The following is a 19463-nucleotide window of genomic DNA, read 5'->3' on the forward strand; positions in this document are numbered from 1 at the left end:
TCCCTCGAATCCACTTCGCGCTCAGCCGGTGTAACCGAAGATCTTCCTCCACGCATCAGCATCGGGCTCCAGGTTCTTCAGCGATTCGTCGATGGTCGCGCGGTGCAGGAAGCCCGAGCTCGCGGCGGGCAACTCGATGTCGCCGATCGTCGGGTTCGGCATATTCTGGTGCACCGGGTAGTCGCCGATGGAGGCGGCCAGCTTCTGACCGGAGGCCGACAGCAGCCAGTTGATGAATACAGTTGCAGCAGCGGACCGTTCGGTACCCGCGGCTTGGCCCAGATAGAACGGGTAGGCGGCGGCGCCCTCTTCCGGGGTGGCGATGGTGATCGGCGCGCCCTCAAGCGTGGACGCATAGGCGGTCGCAATGGGCACCGGTCCGGCTGAGATCTCACCGCGGGCCAGCGAATCGGTCAGCGACGCCGACGAGTCGAAGATCCGTGGCTTGTTCGCCGCGTACCCCTTGAGGTAACCATCTCCGAGCGAACCCATCTGGAAGCGCGTCAGTGCCGTCGTCGAACCTCCGGCACCCACCTGCACGATCCCCAGTTTCCCGGACCATTTGCTGTCGAGCAGGTCCTGCCAGTTCTTCGGCGCGTCCTGCTCGTCGACCGCCATGTTGTTGTAGCCGAAGCTGTAGACACGATCGTAGCTGTTGAAGTACAACCCGTTGTCGTATGTCGCGTCCGGGTCGAGCGCGCCGGCGATGTCCTTGTTGATCGTCGTCGGCTGGAACGCGCCCGCGTCGGCGATGCCCACGATCAGATCCTCACCCGAGATGCGGATGACGTCGGCGCCGAGCTTTCCGGCCGCCTGCTCGCTGAGGATGCGCTCGCTGAGCCGGTTGGGCGCCAGCCGCACGATCTCGACACCGATGCCGGTGGCCTCGGTGAACGCGTCGGCAGCCTCCCTCTCCGACTGCTCGCTGCCGCCGGTGTAGAACACCAGGTTGCCCTCCTGCTGGGCCTTTCCGAGCTCGTCGGCGGTCGCGATCAGTTCACCATCGATGACGAGGTCACCGTTTTCGTTCGTCTGCGCCGAATCGCCGCCACCGCCGGAACATCCGGCCAGGGCGAGTCCGAGCACCGCGACTCCTGCTACCGCCAGTCGCCTGAATCTCTTGTGCACAATGCTTCTCCTTTGTGGTCAGTGGGCGTTCTTGGTGTTGGCACCGAATCGCCGCGCCAGATAGGCCAGCGCGAAGATGACGACGCAGTACACCAGGCTGGTGGCGGCGCTCCGCTGCAGGACGCCGTTCTCGAAATCGTCGAAGATGACGATTGACAGCAACCTGGTGTCGGTCGTGAACAGGAACAGCGGCACCGTCAGTTCCCGCATCGAAAGCATGAGCAGCAGCAGGAAAGTTGAGGTCAGTGGCACCCGCAGCAGTGGCGCGGTGATTTTGAAAACAGCCCGGGTCCGGTTGGCGCCGTGCATGACTGCGCTGTCTTCCAGGTCCTGGTGGATCTGCAGGATCGACGACGATGCGCCCTGGTAGCCCTGTGGCATCTGGGCCGCGACGAAGGCGATCACCATGACCAGCAGGGTCCCGTAGATCGGCACAGGCAGCATCAGCCAGGTCCACAGCAGCCCCAGGCCGAGCACGATTGCCGGCACCGCCAGCGGCAGCATGCTGAGGTAGCCCAGGCCCGCGCGCCCCGGCAGGGTAGTGCGGTTGACCACATAGGACACGACGAAGGCCAGCACCGTGCCGATCAGGGCGGCCGCGATCGCCACGACCACCGAGTTGCCGGTCGCCCGCATCACCAGATCGCTTGTCACTGCTTCCCGGAGGGCATCCAGGCCCATGCGCCCGTTGGTGAAGGCACTGAGAATGCTGTTTACATAGGGTGATTCGTGCAGCGTGACGAAGATCAGGGCCAGCAGCGGCAGCACGGTCGACAGGATGAAGTAGCCGATGCCAAGCAGTAACGCCGGGGTACGGAACCGGCCGAGGTCGAACTTGCCGAGCTTCATCCCTTTACCCGCCACCGTCGTGAACGAACGGCGCGCGACCACCCGACGCTGCACGGCCGTGACGAGCAGGACGATGACGACGAGGGTGATCGCCACCGCGGCGGCTTCGTTGCCCCGCGCAGGCGCGGAGTTCATCAACCGGAAGATGTAGGTGGGCAAGGTGTCAAGCTGACCGCCGCTGGTGATCTGTGCGACGGGGAAGTTCTCGACGGTGAGCACGAACGTGAGAATTGCCGCGCCGAGGATGGCCGGGGTGGCCAGCGGCAGCGTCACCTTGCGCAGTACGGTGGCCGGCTTGGCGCCGTGGGTACGCGCGGCCTCTTCCAGATCGGGGTTCATCAAGCTGAACGCCGAGTGGGTGAGGAGGAAGGCATAGGGTGCGTAGTAGAGCGCCAGCACGAAGACGAGCCCGCCGAGATTGTAAATGTCAAAAACGGCAGGAAGATTCAGGTCGCGGGCAAATACATTGAGGAGCCCGGCGTTCGGCCCGCCGAGAAGTGACCAGGCGAGCGCGCCGACGTAGGACGGCAGGAACATCGGCACCAGGCCGACGAAGTACAGGAACCGTGCGCCCCGCACGTTGGTGCGGGCGGTGACGAACGCCAGGAAACCACCGATGGCCAGTGCCAGCACCGACGCGCCGATGCCGATCAGCAGCGAGTTCAGCGCGGCCTGCCGGGCGCCGGGGCCGAACACGGCCGCGAAGTTGTCGAATGTCAGTCCGGACAGGTCGATGTTGCCGGGACGCGGTGTGGTCGTGGTGAATGCGGAGAGCACCACGAGCGCGACCGGCAACACGATGAGGATCGCCAGGACCGCGTACAGCCCGATGGTCAGCAGCGACGGTCGCCGAAACTTCTTGGTGTCGGGTATGTCCGGAGCTTCCGGCGCCGGCGCTTCCATCAGCTGCGTGGTCATGACGCGGAGGCCTTCACTGCTGCCGGTGCCGTCGCCTGGCCGACATCCTGGGGCAGCACCTGCACGGCGTCCGCCGGTATGCCGACCCGCACGGTGTCGCCGGTTGCGGCCGCGAGCTGTCGGTGCTTGCTGCCGATGATCTCGATTTCCGCGTTGTCCGCGAGCGCCACCCGATAGGTCGCGCTGGCGCCGAGGAACTCCTTCATGAGCAGTCGGCCCTCGAGCACGTTCATGCCTGCGGCAATGTCGTCGCCGACAGCGATGTCCTCGCCGCGAATGCAGGCTTTGAGGTCTGCGGCATCGTCATACGGTGCGACCGAGAGTGTTACACCGGTATCGCTGATGCGCACGCCGGTCGAATCGATGGGCTCTACCGGCAGAATGTTGCCCACGCCGAGGAAGTCGGCGATGGCAGCGCTGAGCGGTTTGGCATAGATCTCGTTCGGCCTGCCGATCTGCACGATGCGGCCGTGCTGCATCATCGCAATGCGGTCTGCCAGGGCCAGTGCTTCTTCCTGATCATGAGTGACATAGACGGAGGTGAGGCCGAGTCGGGTCTGCAACTCCCGCAGGTCACCACGCAGTCGGTGGCGCAGGCGCGCATCAAGATTGGACAGCGGCTCGTCGAGCAGCATCACCGATGGTTGCATCACGAGGCTGCGGGCCAGGGCCACGCGTTGCATCTGGCCGCCGGAGAGCAGGCTGGCACCGCGGTCGCCGAATCCGTCCAGCCCGACGAGCTCCAGCGTCTCCCCGACCCGACGGGTCAGGTCGGCCTTGCCGACGCGCTGCATGGTGAGCGGGAATGCGACGTTCTCGAACACGGTCATGTGCGGCCAGATGGCGTAGGACTGGAAGACCATGCCGATGTTTCGCTTGTGCGGCGGTCGTTCGACGCCACGCTCGGCGTCGAACAACACCTCGCCTCCGACACTGATACGGCCTGCGCTCGGCCGCTCCAGCCCCGCGACACACCGCATCGTGCTGGTCTTTCCGCAACCTGACTCCCCCAGCAGCACAAGCGATTCACCGTCGCCGACGCTGAGATCAAGGTCGCGCACCGCCACCGCATCGCCGTAACGCAGCACGAGCCCCTCGACGCGGATGTCCATGTCAGTTCCCTTCGTCCTCGGCGCGGAAGCCGTACAGGTCGTATGAGATATGCCCGTCGAGATACTTGGCGCGTGAGGCCGCCTCCTTGGCTTCACGGGCGTGCGCGAGTTCCACCGCACGCTCAGCTTCGTCGGCGGGCACCACCACGACCCCGTCGGCGTCGAGGATCACGACGTCACCGGTACGGATGCCCGCGCCGCCGACCTCGACGGCCGCGTCGACCTCGCCGCGGGTGTCCTTGGTGGCACCGCGGATACGGATCCAGCGCGTCCAGATGGGAACACCCATCGACCGGAGCTCCTCCACGTCGCGCACGCCCGCGTCGACGAGGATCGCGGCCACACCGCGTTCGCGGAGCTGTGTGACCAGCAGATCCCCGATGAGCGCCACCGGTTTCGGGTCGGGCATGGTGAGCACCGCGATCTCACCCGGCTGGATCCGGGCCACCAACTCGTGCACTCCCCGGTTGTCGTCCTGCGCGCACCGCACCGTGCGGGCCGGCCCGGCGGCACGGCTGCCGGGCAGCAGCTGGATGAAGTCGGCATCGACCAGACCCTGCCTGCCGCGGGCCTCGTAGACGGTCGCGACCCCGGACCGGCGCAACTCGGCCAGCAAGTCGGCGGCGATGGCCAGCTCGGTCACAGCGCCTCCACCACGTTCGGCACGAGCCGCTGAAATGCCTCAGCCTGCCTGATCTGCTTGCGACCGGTCACCTTTCGGGCGTGGTTCCCGCGATGATCGGCCCGTTCGGCGTAGTACTGCTGCAGGTAGGACTGGGCTCGCATCGCTGACATCGCCTTGACTTTGAGCTCGAAGACATCGCTGATGTCGACGAAGACACTCGGCGTGAATCCGCACAGCTCCGGCTGGTGCGGTTCAAAAACCAGGAACTCACTGGGCGGAGCGGTACGGAAGCCCGCTTCGACGACCGCACCCGCGGTCAGGAGCCTGGCCTTCGACACCGCTACGTTGGCGACCGGATGGTCGGGGTTGAACGGGTCCTTGTCAGGATGGGTGAGGACGACGTGCGGTTTGAAGTCGCGCATCAATTCGGCGAGCCGCTCGATCGCCTCCGGACCGACCTCCAGCGGATAGTCGCCGAGGTCGAAGCATTCGAAGCTCGCGCCGACGGCGTCGGCCGCCTCGGTCGCCTCGGCATGCCGGTGACGTTTGACATTGTCGACGGTCTGACCAGGCTCCTTCCACAACTCACCGGACTCGCCGCGCTCACCGTAGGACAACGCGACGACGCGGGCTTCACCTCCGGCCGCAGTGTGTTTGGCGATCGCTCCGGCGGCGCGCCAGACGAAATCAGCGCTGTGTGCGCCAACCACGAGAAGTCGTTTGGCTTCCACAGGGTCTCCCATAGTCGTGCTATCCCTTTCGATTACGCGTTCGTGCCGTCCAGGCTGGACAGCCAGGACCGGGCAGCCTGCATGGTCCAGGCGGGTTGGTCAATGCTCTCGAGGTAGTCGCGGGCATCGGTTACTTCGTGGATGCGGCGCGCGGCGTGGGCGCGGGAACCGTCGATCAGCCGGTCGATGAGGGCACAGGCGTCGCCCGAGAGCTCGTCGGCGATCTGGTCACGCAGCCACCGCTCGCAGCCGGCAGCTTCTGCGGCACCGACACTTTCGAGCACCACCGCCGCCAGGCCTTTCATGAAGACGCTGCGAATCAGCTTGCGGGAGGCGGCATCTCCCGGCTCGCCGCCGATCGCCTCGACAGGAGCGCCGGTGGGGGCGAACAGCTCGACGAACGCCTCGGCGTGGGCGCCACTGACCATCAGCGGAGTGCGGGCGCCCGCACGCGGCACCGGGGCGAGTACCGCGACGTCGACGAAGCGCACGCCCGTCAACCCGGCAGCTTCGGCCAGCGTGGCCTTGAGTTCAGGGCCGCCGGTGTTGAAATCGGCAAGCAAGGTTCCAGCCGCGGCGTGGGCGAGCACGTCCCCGGTGACTTTCCGCGCCGCGCCCGCCCCCACGAGGGTGATGACGAGGTCGACGCCGGCCACTGCGTCGGCGAGGCCGTCGTACTGCGCGATGCCGGGCTCGTCGAGTCGCGTGAACGGGTCGTAGCCGGCGACGTCGAATCCGGCGTCTCGGAGGCCGCGCGCATACAGCGCGCCCGCCTCACCCAGTCCGACGACGGCGACCTTCGACATGTGGCTTCTCCCGGAATCCCTCGGTGATGTGACTCAAGCCACCGTACGGGATTGTTAACAATTTCGTCAACGACTTTGCTGACAATATTGTTAGCGCTGGTGAGGCACCGTCCGGCGCCGCGCTGGCGATTGCAGGCGCGGCGCCGACATCTACGCCGACATCAACGATGTGGCGGCAGAACCACCGGGAGATCGACCATTTCGTTGATCTGGGTGAACGGAATCCCGGTCGATATATCCGCGCCTGACCCCGGCATCGACAAGGAGTGCGCGCAGGCTGCGGCGCGCACGATGCAGCCTGGACATCACCGTGCCCACCGGCACATCCAGGATCTCGGCGATCTCCCTGTACCGGAAACCTTCCACGTCGGCGTAGTAGACCACCATGCGCTGCGGCTCCGGCAACGCGCCCAACGCCTCCCTGACCTCCTCGTCTCCCATGGCCTCAAGCGCGGCGACCTCGGCCGACGGCAACGCCCCCGCCGAATGCCGCCCCACCGCTGCCAATTGCGCATCGCTGAAGGAGTCGGACAGCACCTCATCCGGTCGTCGCTGTGCAACGTGGTAGGAGTTGATCCATGTGTTGGTCATGATTCTGAACAACCAGGCCCGGATGTTGGAGCCGTCGCGGAATGTGTGAAAGCTGTTGTACGCCTTGAGCACCGTTTCCTGAACGAGGTCCTCCGCATCGGCGGGACGGCGACTGTAGCGGCGGGCGGCGCCATAGAGTTGGTCCAGCTGCGGCAGTACATCACGGTTGAACCGCGCGGTCAGACCGTCAGCATCCGACGCCGCGGCCGGACCGCCGGAAGAATCCCGAGCAACTGTCATACCTGGAGCATGACTCCTCAAGTGGACTTGAGGTCAAGGGCTCCGTTCGACGACGGCCGCGGGTAGCCACCCAGGCCCTGGGGCATCACGATCAAGCGCGTGAGCAGGTAATGCACGATAGCGGCCACTCCGAAAGCGGGTAGTGATGCCGTCGTGTAGCGGAACACAGCCGCCGGTTCGTAGTCGACCGGGTTCAACAGTAACGCGTAGGCGAGCGCACCGGCGCCGATGGCGACGAAAGCCGCGACGTTGACGCCCTTCCAATAGCTGTAAGGCGATTCACCGACAGGCTGGTACAGCGCTCGGACGCTGATCTGGCGCCGGCGCAGGATGAAGAAGTCGACAATCTGCACGGCGCACATCGGGGCCAGCAGGATCGCACCCCACGACACGAAGCGACCGTAATTCTCGTACACCGCGGCCGGGAAGAAGACCAGAACCGCCGCAGGCCCGAGAATGACGACGCCGAGCAGAGGCCATGCAGTCTTGCGAAGCAGCGCGCCGCCGCCGCCTTTCAGGGCGACCATCGATGCGTACCCCTGCGACAGGATCGCGGTCACGTTCGCCAGGCACACCACGATCAGGGCGATGATGCCCAGCACGACACCGGCAAGCGGAATAAACCACTGGGTGGGATCTTCGACCTGTAGCGAGAGCGCCGCGAGCACACCCACGGCTGCGGCGACCGCCGACGCCGCGAAGACGCCGATCCAGTTGGGCCAGAAGGCGGCTCGGGACGTTTTGGTGAGGCGCGCCAGATTCCCGAGATTCGGCCACCACGCGAATCCGCCCGCCAGGTTCAACTCGATGGCAAGCATGAAACTCAAGTGCGGGTCGTCACTGATGCCACCGAGTGGCGCCAGCGCGGTCAACTCCGACCACGAGTAGCGCGAGAACACGATGACGATCACGCCGACGACGATGAGGATGAGCACGGGCGCGATCGCGCGGCAGAACGCTTCGACCGAGACAGGCCCCCGCGACAGGATCAGCCAAGATACGACAATCGCGATAAGAGCCATGATGCTTGCCGCAACACCGGTTTCGGGCAGTGCGATGCCGAAGACGTTGTTGACGACCGTCACGAGCCCGTGCCCGAACATGATCGCCAATACCGCAGACCAGGCCGCCGCCAGCAGTGTCGAAACCGCGACCATCACGATCCGGGCCCCACGTTCCCCGAAGGTGCTGCGGATGCCCACGAACTGTTCGATCCCGTACTTCACCGATGGCAGGCACGGCGCCAGGGCGACCAACAGCACGCTGATGCCGTAGCCGATGATCATCGCCGCAATCGCCTGCTTCACGCCGACGTAGTAGGCAACGGCCGCGCCCTGGAGAAACGCCCAGGTGGCGACCGCCAGCCCGGCGTTGACCGCTGAGTGCTGCCAGAAGTTCCAGATCCGCTCGCCTCGCAACAGCGGCAGGTCGGTGATCGTGGGGTCGAATCGACCGTGCGGTGCTTGTGTGGGCGACCCGAGTTGCCCGGTGTCGGCCATCAGTACGCCCACCAAAGCAGTACGACAGTGGCGAACGCGAGCGCAATCACGCACATCGCGATGTCGCTGATCGGCAGATCGTCCACCAAATGCTCAGCGCTGTCCGATGATTCGAGGAGTGCGATGCGGCGTTGAAGCTGATCGTCGAGCTCTTGTTCGTGCACCCGGGTGTGCCTCATTCCTGATTGGCGGGCCAGATTAAAGCAGTGTGTGGCGGGGGTCACGAATTGTCAAGGAGGTCTTTGCGACCCGGAATTAATAGTTGACTGGCGGGCCAATTATTGTAAGCTGCTAAACCATGGTGACTCAGGACACAGCCGCCCCCCTGGCACAAGCCCTTCCCCCGGCGGCAAGCGTGGTGGTCGTCGGCGCCGGTTACGCAGGGCTGTCTGCAGCGCTGTCGCTGCAGGACCAAGGCATCGACGTCCTGGTCCTGGAGGGGTCCGACCGCGTCGGCGGCCGCGTGCTGTCCGAGGAGTTGGACGGCGGCCTGATCATCGACCACGGCGGTCAATGGGTCGGTCCGACCCAGCGCCACCTCATCGCCGCCGCAGCACGCTTCGGCTGCCCCACCTTCCCCACCTACGACACCGGCGACTACCTGGAACTGTGGCAGGACGGAGTATGCCGCCCATTCCGCGGTTCCGGACCGGTTGACGGCTTCGGAGTCACCGCATACGAGGACGCGATCGAGCAGATCGACACCCTCGCGCGGACGATCGACCTCGACAGTCCCACCGCCACCAAGCATCTCGAGGACTGGGACAGCCAAACCGTACATTCGTTCTTCGCATCCATCACGGCCGACGACGATGTGCGGACACGGCTGGCGCTGTCGGTGCAGGGTGTCTGGACGGTCGAACCGCGCGACATCTCACTGTTCCACTTCTTGTTCTACGTGGCCTCCGCCGGCGGCTACGAGCAGCTGATGGAGACCGCGGGCTGCGCTCAGGACCGGCGTTTCGTGCGCGGTGCGCAATCGGTGGCGCTGGCCATCGCCGAACATCTCGGCGACCGGGTGCACGTCAACGCGCCTGTGCGCCAGGTCGACCAGACAGGCGCCGGCGTGCAGATCCGGACCGACCGGGGCACGGTGTCGGCACACCGCGTCGTCGTCGCGGCCGCCCCCGGGGCAGCGGTGCGGATCAGCTTCAACCCGCCACTGCCCGCATCGCGCAACCGGTGGATGACACGGAACCCGATGGGCGACGTCGCGAAGGTCCACGCCGTGTACGACACTCCGTTCTGGCGTGACCAGGGGCTGTCCGGACAAGGCACCGTCTATGGCGATCCATCCGTGGGCGTGGTGTTCGACAACTCACCGGCCGGCGCCGAATGCGGCGTGCTGGTCGCATTCGTCTACGCCGACCGACTCCGCCATTGGGCTGCCCGACCGGCCGATGAGCGGCGCGCAGAGGTGTTGTCCACACTCCAAAAGCTGTTCGGCCCGCGTGCGGGCGACCCCGACCAGTACACCGAGAAAATCTGGACCGAAGACCCCTGGGCATTCGGCGGCTACGCCGCGAACCCTGCCCCCGGTGTGTGGTTCGAGCACGGCGCCACCGGATGGCGCAATCCCTGCGGCCGGATCCACTGGGCAGGCACCGAAACCGCTTCGGTCTGGAACGGCTACATCGACGGCGCCATCTCCTCCGGACAACGGGCCGCCGACGAGATCGCCACCGCGCTGCGCGGGCACTGAGATGAGGAATACCAGCAGATGGGACTGACACAGCCACCCGCCGCCCGAGTCACGCGGTCCGGCCTCGAGATGTTCTCCGACCCGGCCTCCGTCGCGGTGCTCGGGGCATCCGCGGACCCGGCCAAGTGGGGTTACTGGTTGGCCTCCGGCGCCCTGCGCGGAAGGCACCGACGCGACGTACACCTCATCAACAGCCGCGCCCCCGAAGTCCTCGGCGAACGATGTGTACCACGCATATCCGATCTGGCGGAAACCCCTGAACTCGTGGCCCTGTGCGTGCCAGCCGCTCACGTCCCGGCCGTAGTCGATGAGGCCTTGCAGTGCGGGGTGCGCGGATTCCTCGGGATCAGTTCGGGAGTGGCCGACGAAGCAGCCCTCTCTCGCAAGATCACCGCGCACGGCGCGCGGCTGGTCGGTACCAACAGCCTCGGGATCTACGACGCGAGCACCGAGCTGCAACTGTTGTGGGGCACCATGAGACCGGGCCCGCTGGCGATCGTGTCCCAGAGTGGGCAGCTCGGATCCGAGCTGGCGGAACTCGGTGGCCGGCACGGTCTTGGGGTATCCCGGTTCGTCTCGATCGGCAATCAGTCCGATGTCACCGCGACAGAACTGCTCAGGGACCTGGCCCATCACGAGAAGACCCGTGTGGTCGCGCTCTATCTCGAGAGCTTTACCGACGGTGAATGCCTGTTCGAAACGCTCAGCGTCCTCAGATCATCGGGTAAACCCACCATCCTGCTCACCGTGGGCGCGAGCGTCGCCAGCACCCGGCTCGCACGTTCACACACCGGATCGCTGACGTCACCGAGCGACGTCGTCGACGCCGCATGCCGTAAGGCAGGAGCCATCCGGGCCGGCACCCCTGGCGAGGTCATCGACATCGCCCGCATGTGCCTGGCGTCGCCCACCCCGCGCGGTCGTCGCGTGGCCATTGTCGGTGACAGTGGCGGCCAGAGCGGCATCGCCGCCGACGTGGCGACCGCACAAGGCCTCGATGTCGTGCCGTTCTCCGAGGTGCTCACCCGCGAACTGGCAGAACAACTTCCGGCCGGTGCGGCCACCAGTAACCCGGTCGACCTGGCGGGCGCCGGCGAACAGAACCTCAACGCATACGCGGAGATCGCGACGGCACTCATCGACTCCACCGAGGTGGACGCGGTGATACTGACAGGCTATTTCGGCTGTTATGGCCGCGACATCGAATCATTGAGTGACACTGAGAACGCTGTCATCCGACGGATGGGTCGGCTTGCCCACACAGCCGGCTCACCGGTCGCGATACACACCATGGGCGCTGATACCACTGCTGTACAGGAGATGCTGCGCAGCGGCGTGCCCTCCTACGACCGCATCGAATCGGCCGTGCTCAGCCTGTCGGCGATCGCAGGTGCCAACGCGCACCGCCGTGACGCGCCCGCCATATCCGCCGGAGCAAGCACCCTGCCCGTCCGCCCCGGTTACTGGGCAGCCCGCGCACTGCTGTCGGAGGCCGGGGTGAGGTTTCCCAGCGGCCACCTGGTCCGCGGTTCCGACGAGGCCCGGCAGGCCGCTCGCCAGCTGAGCATGCCGGTCGTGCTCAAGGCGGGCTGGATCGATCACAAGAGTGAAGTCGGCGGCGTGGTAACGGATCTCACCACACCGACGCAAGTGGCTGTCGCATTCGATGACATGCGCGCGCAGCTGGGAGACGGTGACTACGTCGTCGAAGCGCAGGACACCCGCCCCTCGGCCGTCGAAATATTGGTCGGCGCGCGCCGGGACCCGGGCATCGGTCCCATCGTGGTCGTCGGCGCCGGCGGCACCGAAGCCGAACTGCACCGCGACGTCTGCCTCGAAATCGCGCCGGTGTCACCGTCCTTGGCACGGAGCATGATCGAACGACTGCGGTGTGCGCCATTGCTGCACGGCTGGCGCGGACGGCCTGCGGCGAACCTGGACGCACTCGCCGACCTGGTGGCAGCCGTATCGCAGGTGATCGCCGGGAGGCCCGACATCGACGAGATCGAACTGAACCCGGTGCGGGTCACCGCAGACGGCCCACTCGCGGTCGATGCGTTGGCCACTGCACGTCGAGATGCCACTGCTGCCAACACCATTTCCACGTAGAGGAGACCGGTATGAAACTTCTGGACACCACAACCGAATTCGCCGAACGGGTGGCACTCGTCACCGGCGGTGGTTCGGGCATCGGACAAGCCATCGCACTGCGGTGGGTGGCCGCGGGTGGCACCGTCGCCGTATTGGGCCGACGCCAGGACACCCTGGACGAGACAGCCCAGCGCGTGGCCGACCTGGGTGGAACCGCCGAGACCATCGTCTGCGACGTGCGCGATCCGGACAATGTCACGCAGGTCGTCGACAATGTCGTCGAACGGTTCGGTCGCATCGACGCGCTGGTGAACAATGCGGCGGGAAACTTCATCGCCCGGGCTGAGGAGCTGTCGCCGAACGGGTGGAAGGCCGTCACCGACATCGTGCTCAACGGAACCTTCTACTGCACTCTCGCAGCCGGTCGGCACATGCTCGCCGCCGGCCGCGGCACTATCGTCAATGTGGTCGCCAGTTATGCCTGGCACGGTCATCCGGGCACTGTGCACAGCGCAGCCGCCAAGGGTGGCGTGGTCGCGATGACCCGCACGCTGGCAGTCGAATGGGCCAGTCGTGGAGTGCGATTGAACTGCATTGCCCCCGGACCCACCGAGACCGCAGGGGCAGGTGCCGCATTGTGGGGTACCCCCGATGCCCGACACCACGTGCTCGCCAGCGTCCCCGCGGGCCGCTTCGCCACGCCCGACGAGATCGCCGAATCGGCGGCGTTTCTGCTCAGCGACCGAGCGGGCTACGTCACCGGCGACGTCATGGTGGCCGACGGCGGCCAATGGCTGGGAAAACCGATTTACACCGGTACCCGCAGCACCGACTGACCCGACAACCAACACAGGAGACCTTTATGCCCATCGATACCACCAACATTCCGGCTTGGCCGCTCAGTGACGAGCAGCGTCAGATCATCTCGCTGTGCCGCGAATTCGCTGCGAAGGAGATCCGGCCCCGCGGCCGCGAGGTCGATGAGGCCGACGTCGTCACACCGGTCGACATCTTCGAGAAGGCCGCCGCGGTGGGGATCACCGATTTCATGATCGCCGAGGAGTACGGCGGCGGGGGTTTCACCGACGTGTTCACGCAGTGCCTGGTACAGGAAGAGCTGTGCTGGGGTGATCCAGGGATCGGAAACCTGGTCTGCTCGAACGGATTTTTCTCCGATCCGATCATGGTGCTGGGCACCGAGGAGCAGAAGAAGACCTGGCTCGCGCCCCTCACCGGGCCGAAGAGCCCGATGACCGCGCTGGCGACCACCGAACCCGAATCCGGCTCCGACGCCGCGTCCATCTCCACCACCGCCACACGCGTCGACGGGGGCTACCGACTGTCCGGCCAGAAGGCGTGGATCTCCAACGCCGGAGCGGCCGAATTCTATGTGGTTTTCGCCAAGACGGATCCGACCAAACGCTCAGCCGGGGTCTCGGCGTTCCTGCTCAACAAGGACACCGAGGGAATGGCGTTCGGCGCACCGATGAAGAAGATGGGACAGCGCGCAATCGTATGCCGGGAAATGTTTTTCGATGACGCCTTCGTTCCCGAGGAGAACCGGCTCGGCGATGAAGGTCAGGGTTTCTACGGGCTGATGGGCACGTTCGACATCTCCCGGGTGGTCCTGGGCGCGGCCGCGGTCGGCGCGGCACGCGCAGCCTACGAATACGCCCTCGACTATGCGCGCACCCGAAAGCAGTTCGGTGTCCCCATCATCGAGCACCAGGCCGTCGCCTTCCGGCTGGCCGAAATGGCGACCCGCATCGAATCGGCGAGACTGCTCGTTCTGCACGCTGCGCGGGTCATCGACAGTGGATCGCCTGCACGCGGTATCGCGGCGATGGCCAAGCTCACCGCCTCGGAGACGGCGATGTTCGTCACCCATGGCGCGGTGCAGACCCTCGGCGGCTGGGGGTATTCGCGCGAATATCCGGTGGAGCAGTGGATGCGCGACGCCAAACTCGAAGAGATCGAGGAAGGCACCTCCGACATCATGAAGTTGGTCATCGCTCGCAACCTCTGATCCTGCGTTGTTAATCGGCTGCGCAGTTATCAGGCTTGTATGATCGCCTCGCAACGACCACCAGCACTGCGATCCGAAGGGACCACCGATGCCGCGTCCCAGCGTGGAGGCCGAGCGACGACAACAGATCCTCACCGCCGCATGCGAAGTCATTGCCACAGTGGGCGTTCCAGACCTGCGGCTCTCAGATGTGGCGAAGACCGCCGGTGTCAGTTCTGGCACCGTGCACTACTACTTCGACACCAAAAAAGACGTCATCAACGCCGCCTTTGAGTTCAACCTCACCGAGTCGCTGAACCGTCGGCAGGCGCTCCTGTCCTCGACAAAGAGCGGCCTGGCCATTCTCAACGATCTCGTCGAGTCCTACCTGCCCAAAGACGACCAGTCCCGCCGGGCCTGGAAAGTCTGGCTGGCCCTGTGGGCCGAGGCGACGCGCGACGCGCACCTGCGGTCGGTCAACGAAAAGCTGTACGGCCAGTGGCGCGACGTCGTATCGGAGGTGATCCGCACCGCGCAGCGCGAAGGCAGTGCCCGCCCGGGCAACCCGGTGGTCCTGGCCAACATGTTGATCAGCATGCTCGACGGCCTCGCCGTCCAGGTTCTGCTGGAATCCGGGGCCGTCACTCTGGCCTCTGTCCGCAAGACCATCAAGGAGTTCATCCGCGACGTCATCGCACGGTAGCAGCCATCCCACTTTAGGGTCATCAACTATGAACCGCCTCGATCGCTTCTTCGAGATCTCAGCGCGTGGCTCCACCATCCCCGCCGAGATCCGCGGCGGTCTCGTCACCTTCATCGCGATGGCCTACATCATCGTGCTGAATCCGGTCATCCTGTCCAGCACTCCGGACGTCGTCGGCAACAAACTTGAGTTCGCGCAGGTATCGGCGACCACCTCGCTGGCCGCGGGCGTGATGACCATTCTGTTCGGCGTCGTCGCACGGCTGCCGTTCGCGTTCGCCGCCGGCCTTGGCATCAACTCCTTCCTGGCCACGACCGTCGTCGGATCGGTCACCTGGCCCGAGGCGATGGGGCTGGTGGTGATCAACGGGCTGATCATCGTGGTGCTGGCGGCAACCGGACTCCGCAGGCTGGTCTTCGACGCGGTGCCGATCCAGCTCAAACTCGCCATCACTGCGGGCATCGGGTTGTTCATCCTGTTCATCGGTGTGGTCGACGCCGGCTTCGTCGGCTCCACCGGACTGCCCTCGCCTCCGGTCGGGCTGGGTACCGGTGGCGTCGGCTCGATCAACACGGTGCCCACGGTGATCTTCGTGTTCACCCTGCTGGTCACCGGCATCCTGGTGGCCCGCCGGGTGCGGGGTGGCATTCTCATCGGGCTCGTCGCCGGCACAGTGGTTGCCGTAGTCGTCGAAGCGATCTGGCACCTCGGATCGGCGACCGAGAATCCTGGCGGCTGGAGCCTGTCGGTTCCGTCGTTGTCGGGTTCTCCGTTCGCGCTGCCGGATCTGTCGCTGGTCGGCGCGGTCAGCCTGGACTTCAGCCGCATCGGCGCGCTCGCCGCGATCATGCTGGTATTCACGCTGGTGTTCGCGAACTTCTTCGACGCCATGGGCACCATGACGGGCCTGTCCCGCGAGGCCGGCCTGTCCGACGCACAGGGCGCGTTCCCGCGTCTGCGTTCGGCGCTGATCGTCGAGGGCGCGGGCGCCGTCGTCGGCGGCTCGTCGTCGGCGTCGTCGAACACCGTGTTCATCGAATCGGGCGCCGGTATCGAGGAGGGCGCCCGCACCGGGTTCGCGAACCTGATCACCGGTGTCCTGTTCCTCGCCGCCATGTTCGTCTCCCCGCTCGCCTCGATCGTGCCGACCGAGGTGGCCGCCGCGGCACTGGTGATCGTCGGCTCGATGATGGTCTCCCACCTGCGCCACATCGACATCTCGGAGTTCTCGGTGGCGCTGCCCGTCGTACTCACCGTGGCCACGATGGCGTTCAGTTACTCGATCGCCAACGGCATCGGCGTCGGCTTCGTCGCCTGGGTGGTGCTGCGCTCGGCAGCAGGCAAGGCACGCGAGATCAGTCCGCTGCTGTGGATCGTCGCGGCCGGGTTTGTGTTGTACTTCGCCCGTGGCTGGATTGAGTCCCTCATCGGCATGTGACGGCCGGTAACCTTCACAGACATGACGGGGAATCGATGAGCCGCTTGCGCGAAGCGAGACAGCAGTGAGCGCGGGTCTGTTCGGCCTGCTTGACGACGTCGCCGCGCTCGCCCGACTCGCCGCCGCCTCCGTCGACGACATCGGGGCCGCCGCCGGACGTGCCACCGCCAAAGCCGCAGGTGTCGTCATCGACGACACCGCGGTGACGCCGCAGTATGTGCACGGTATCGCCGCGCAACGCGAACTGCCGATCATCAAGCGGATCGCCATCGGCTCCCTGCGCAACAAGATCGTGTTCATCCTGCCGGCCGCGCTGCTGCTCAGCCAGTTCGCGCCCGGGCTGCTGACACCGATCCTCATGCTCGGGGCGACTTATCTCTGCTTCGAGGGCGCCGAGAAGGTGTGGGGCTGGATCCGCGGGCACGATCACCACGCGGCGCCGACCGCTGCCGCGGGCGGGGACGCCGAGAAGTTCATGGTGACCGGCGCCATTCGCACCGACTTCATCCTGTCGGCCGAGATCATGGTGATCGCGCTCAACGAAGTGGCTGATCAGACCTTCTGGCCCCGCCTCATCATTCTGGTCGTGGTGGCCCTGGTGATCACCGCCGCGGTATACGGCGTGGTGGCCGGCATCGTGAAGATGGACGATATCGGCCTGCACCTGGCACAACGCTCATCAAAGTTCGCCCAGAAGATCGGTCGCGGCCTGGTCGCCGGGATGCCCAAACTGCTGAACGCGCTCTCCATCATCGGCACGGTGGCGATGCTCTGGGTGGGCGGCCACATCCTGCTCGTCGGCACCGACACGCTCGGGTGGCATCCGCCATATGGCCTGGTCCACCACGTCGAGGAACTCGTCCACCACGCGGTGCCCGGCGTCGGTGGCGTGCTGGCCTGGCTGGTCAACACGGCGGCGTCCGCAGTGATCGGCCTGGTGGTGGGCGCGGTGGTCGTGGCGATCGTGCACGTGCTGCCGTTCGGGAAGAAGGACAAGCACGCCGCCGACGCTTAAGGCTCGATCAACCCACCTTTGTGCTCGGCTTGGCCTGGACCGGGAAATTGACCGAATTGGCGATGAAGCACATCTTGTGCGCTTCCTCGTGCAGGCTCGTGGCGTCATCCACCCGGTTCGGGCTGGTGATGGTCACCTCGGGGCGCAGCGTGACTTCCTCGAAACTACCGCTGCCCGTTGCTGTTTCACCCATCGTCCCCACAGGCCTGTCGGTGTAAGCGGTGACGATGATTCCGTCGCGGGCGCACAGCGCGAGGTACCACAGCATGTGGCACTGAGACAGGCTGGCGACAAGAAGCTCTTCCGGGTTCCACGCGTCCGCGCTACCCCGAAACGCAGGATCGGCCGTGCCGGAGATCGTCGGTTTGCCCGGTCCGATGCCGTCGATGTCGTGGTTGCGCCCGTAGTCGCGGTAGCCGCTTGTCCCGGAACCGGTGTTGCCGGTCCACGTCACGTGTACCTCGTAGGTGTGGCTCTTGGTCATCGGTCACCAAGATACCGGCGCCGGCAGTATCAGCACCTCCCGCAAAGGTTGGATTGGGTACCTTTGCATTGGCACAGACCTGCCTGAGTAAGCTTGACGCAGATCACACCCGGCACGCGAGTTGAAGGAGACAGTGTGGACGAGGTCCTGGCGCGTGCCGGCATCTTTCAGGGGGTACAGCCCAGCGCGGTCGCTGCACTTGCCCAGCAGCTCGAACCGGTGTCTTTCGCGCGCGGTCGCACCGTGTTCGTCGAGGGTGAACCGGGCGACACGCTGTTCATCATCATCTCCGGCAAGGTGAAGATCGGCCGCCGGACCGCGGATGGCCGCGAAAACCTGGTCACGCTGATGGGGCCCTCCGACATGTTCGGTGAGCTCGCCATCTTCGACCCGGGCCCGCGTACCTCCACCGTGACCGCACTGACTGATGTGCAGGCCGTGATGATGGACCGCGCCGCGCTGCATTCCTGGATCGCCGAGCAACCCGGGATTGCCGAGCAACTGCTGCGGGTGTTGGCGCGTCGACTTCGCCGCACCAACAACAACCTGTCGGATCTCATCTTCACCGATGTGCCCGGCCGTGTCGCCAAGCAACTGCTCTACCTCGCCCAGCGGTTCGGCAGCCGCGAAGGCAGCTCTCTGCGCGTCGACCACGAGCTGACCCAGGAAGAGATCGCCCAACTCGTCGGCTCGTCGCGTGAGACGGTCAACAAGGCGCTGGCTGATTTCGCGCAGCGTGGCTGGATCCGCGTGCAGGGCAAGAGCATCCTGATCGACAACTCCGAGCGGTTGGCCCGGCGCGCCAAATCGTAGTTACCAGCTGTGATCTTGGTCCCCTAAGCCCGCCGTAGCTTCTCCTGCTGACGGTCAAAGTGTCACCATAGAAAACATGGGCGTAACACGAGTGGGGCCGCTGTGATGGCCTCACTGACGTCTACCGCAAGTCGTTGGAAGATCGCTCAGCTGACCAGTAGACATCCACTTGTCCGATTTACCGATCGGGTGGAGGCGTTGGCGCTGTGCGTCGTCTTGGCCCTCGCGCTCGTTACCGCTGCACTTGCGATCCACGTGGCGACAGACGTGTATTCCACACGGGCACAGGAAATCTCCCACCAAGTCCAGACGTTCCGCCAGATCGACGCCGTTGCGGTCACCGACAGCACGACGAATGCGAGCAGACCACCGGCCGGCATCACAGTCACCGCTCAGTGGATGAATGGATCGGTCTCGTTCAAGCAGGTCGTGCACACCAACCACCGACTGGAAGCGGGCGACCACTTCACGATGTGGGTCACGCCTGAGGGCAAACCCACCGCCGCCCCGCGCACCAACTCCGACGCTGTCGGAGACGCCGCAGTGGCGGTCCTCGGCGTCTGTGCGCTGTCCGTCGCGTTGTGCAGCCTCATCCTGGCCGCCGTGCGCGCCGTACTGGATCGCGTGCGTCGACGAGCGTGGGATGTGGAACTGGTGATGCTCACCGCGAACAACGGTGGCACGGAATACCGTCGAAGCTGAGTCGGGCACGA

Annotated in this window: 19 protein-coding genes; 9 read left to right on the top strand and 10 right to left on the bottom strand. The window is 65.6% G+C overall.

Annotated features, from left to right (window positions below; all coding sequences use genetic code 11):
* Positions 1-21: 21 nt before the first annotated feature.
* The 9 genes from M1247_RS12965 to M1247_RS13005 form a co-directional block, all read right to left on the bottom strand.
* Positions 22-1128, bottom strand: coding sequence for an ABC transporter substrate-binding protein (locus M1247_RS12965; protein ID WP_317156748.1), 1107 nt, complete (start codon positions 1126-1128; stop codon positions 22-24).
* An 18-nt stretch (positions 1129-1146) separates the two neighbouring features.
* Entirely contained in the window at positions 1147-2895 is a 1749-nt protein-coding gene (locus M1247_RS12970) for an ABC transporter permease (protein WP_317156749.1), read from the bottom strand.
* Entirely contained in the window at positions 2892-4007 is a 1116-nt protein-coding gene (locus M1247_RS12975) for an ABC transporter ATP-binding protein (protein WP_317156750.1), read from the bottom strand. The genes M1247_RS12970 and M1247_RS12975 overlap by 4 nt, the downstream gene beginning before the upstream one ends.
* A gap of 1 nt (position 4008) precedes the next feature.
* Positions 4009-4650 carry an RraA family protein gene (locus M1247_RS12980; RefSeq protein WP_317156751.1) on the bottom strand — a complete coding sequence of 214 codons (642 nt, stop codon included), beginning with the start codon at positions 4648-4650 and terminating at the stop codon, positions 4009-4011.
* Positions 4647-5375, bottom strand: a complete 729-nt coding sequence (locus M1247_RS12985; protein WP_317156752.1) for a PIG-L deacetylase family protein — start codon at positions 5373-5375, stop codon at positions 4647-4649. Before M1247_RS12985 ends, M1247_RS12980 begins: the two co-directional genes overlap by 4 nt.
* Positions 5376-5395: 20 nt before the next feature.
* Positions 5396-6169 carry an NAD(P)-dependent oxidoreductase gene (locus M1247_RS12990; RefSeq protein WP_317156753.1) on the bottom strand — a complete coding sequence of 258 codons (774 nt, stop codon included), beginning with the start codon at positions 6167-6169 and terminating at the stop codon, positions 5396-5398.
* 150 nt (positions 6170-6319) lie between these two features.
* On the bottom strand, positions 6320-7000 hold the full coding sequence (locus M1247_RS12995; protein ID WP_317156754.1) for a sigma-70 family RNA polymerase sigma factor: 681 nt from the start codon (positions 6998-7000) through the stop codon (positions 6320-6322).
* 17 nt (positions 7001-7017) lie between these two features.
* The gene (locus M1247_RS13000; RefSeq protein ID WP_317156755.1) at positions 7018-8499 is read right to left on the bottom strand and encodes a cytosine permease; all 1482 of its coding nucleotides are present in this window, start codon (positions 8497-8499) and stop codon (positions 7018-7020) included.
* Positions 8499-8663 (bottom strand): hypothetical protein, encoded by a 165-nt coding sequence (locus M1247_RS13005; RefSeq protein WP_317156756.1) that lies wholly within the window; start codon positions 8661-8663, stop codon positions 8499-8501. Before M1247_RS13005 ends, M1247_RS13000 begins: the two co-directional genes overlap by 1 nt.
* A 134-nt stretch (positions 8664-8797) precedes the next feature.
* On the opposite strand from M1247_RS13005, the gene M1247_RS13010 reads away from it, so the two are divergent.
* The 7 genes from M1247_RS13010 to M1247_RS13040 all read left to right on the top strand — a co-directional run bounded on the left by M1247_RS13010 (position 8798) and on the right by M1247_RS13040 (position 17453).
* A complete protein-coding gene (locus M1247_RS13010) occupies positions 8798-10201 on the top strand; it encodes a flavin monoamine oxidase family protein (RefSeq protein WP_317156757.1) in 1404 nt (467 codons plus the stop codon).
* 18 nt (positions 10202-10219) lie between these two features.
* The gene (locus M1247_RS13015; protein WP_317156758.1) at positions 10220-12310 is read left to right on the top strand and encodes an acetate--CoA ligase family protein; all 2091 of its coding nucleotides are present in this window, start codon (positions 10220-10222) and stop codon (positions 12308-12310) included.
* 11 nt (positions 12311-12321) lie between these two features.
* Positions 12322-13128 carry an SDR family oxidoreductase gene (locus tag M1247_RS13020; protein WP_317156759.1) on the top strand — a complete coding sequence of 269 codons (807 nt, stop codon included), beginning with the start codon at positions 12322-12324 and terminating at the stop codon, positions 13126-13128.
* 26 nt (positions 13129-13154) lie between these two features.
* A complete protein-coding gene (locus M1247_RS13025) occupies positions 13155-14318 on the top strand; it encodes an acyl-CoA dehydrogenase family protein (protein WP_317156760.1) in 1164 nt (387 codons plus the stop codon).
* 88 nt (positions 14319-14406) lie between these two features.
* Positions 14407-15000 carry a TetR/AcrR family transcriptional regulator gene (locus M1247_RS13030; protein ID WP_317156761.1) on the top strand — a complete coding sequence of 198 codons (594 nt, stop codon included), beginning with the start codon at positions 14407-14409 and terminating at the stop codon, positions 14998-15000.
* A gap of 28 nt (positions 15001-15028) precedes the next feature.
* On the top strand, positions 15029-16438 hold the full coding sequence (locus tag M1247_RS13035; RefSeq protein ID WP_317156762.1) for an NCS2 family permease: 1410 nt from the start codon (positions 15029-15031) through the stop codon (positions 16436-16438).
* A 64-nt stretch (positions 16439-16502) separates the two neighbouring features.
* A complete protein-coding gene (locus tag M1247_RS13040; RefSeq protein ID WP_317156763.1) occupies positions 16503-17453 on the top strand; it encodes a DUF808 domain-containing protein in 951 nt (316 codons plus the stop codon).
* Positions 17454-17460: 7 nt separating this feature from the next.
* On the opposite strand, the gene M1247_RS13045 is transcribed toward M1247_RS13040, so the two are convergent.
* Positions 17461-17937: an OsmC family protein gene (locus M1247_RS13045; RefSeq protein ID WP_317156764.1), complete on the bottom strand. Its 477-nt coding sequence runs from the start codon at positions 17935-17937 to the stop codon at positions 17461-17463.
* Between the two features lie 135 nt (positions 17938-18072).
* On the opposite strand from M1247_RS13045, the gene crp reads away from it, so the two are divergent.
* Complete coding sequence (gene crp / locus M1247_RS13050) at positions 18073-18750, top strand: cAMP-activated global transcriptional regulator CRP (RefSeq protein WP_317156765.1); 678 nt, start codon at positions 18073-18075, stop codon at positions 18748-18750.
* A 105-nt stretch (positions 18751-18855) separates the two neighbouring features.
* Positions 18856-19452, top strand: coding sequence for an Rv1733c family protein (locus tag M1247_RS13055; protein WP_458695222.1), 597 nt, complete (start codon positions 18856-18858; stop codon positions 19450-19452).
* Positions 19453-19463 lie beyond the last annotated feature (11 nt).

Origin of the sequence: Mycobacterium appelbergii (genome assembly GCF_032883035.1) — a bacterium.
Taxonomy (GTDB): domain Bacteria; phylum Actinomycetota; class Actinomycetes; order Mycobacteriales; family Mycobacteriaceae; genus Mycobacterium; species Mycobacterium appelbergii.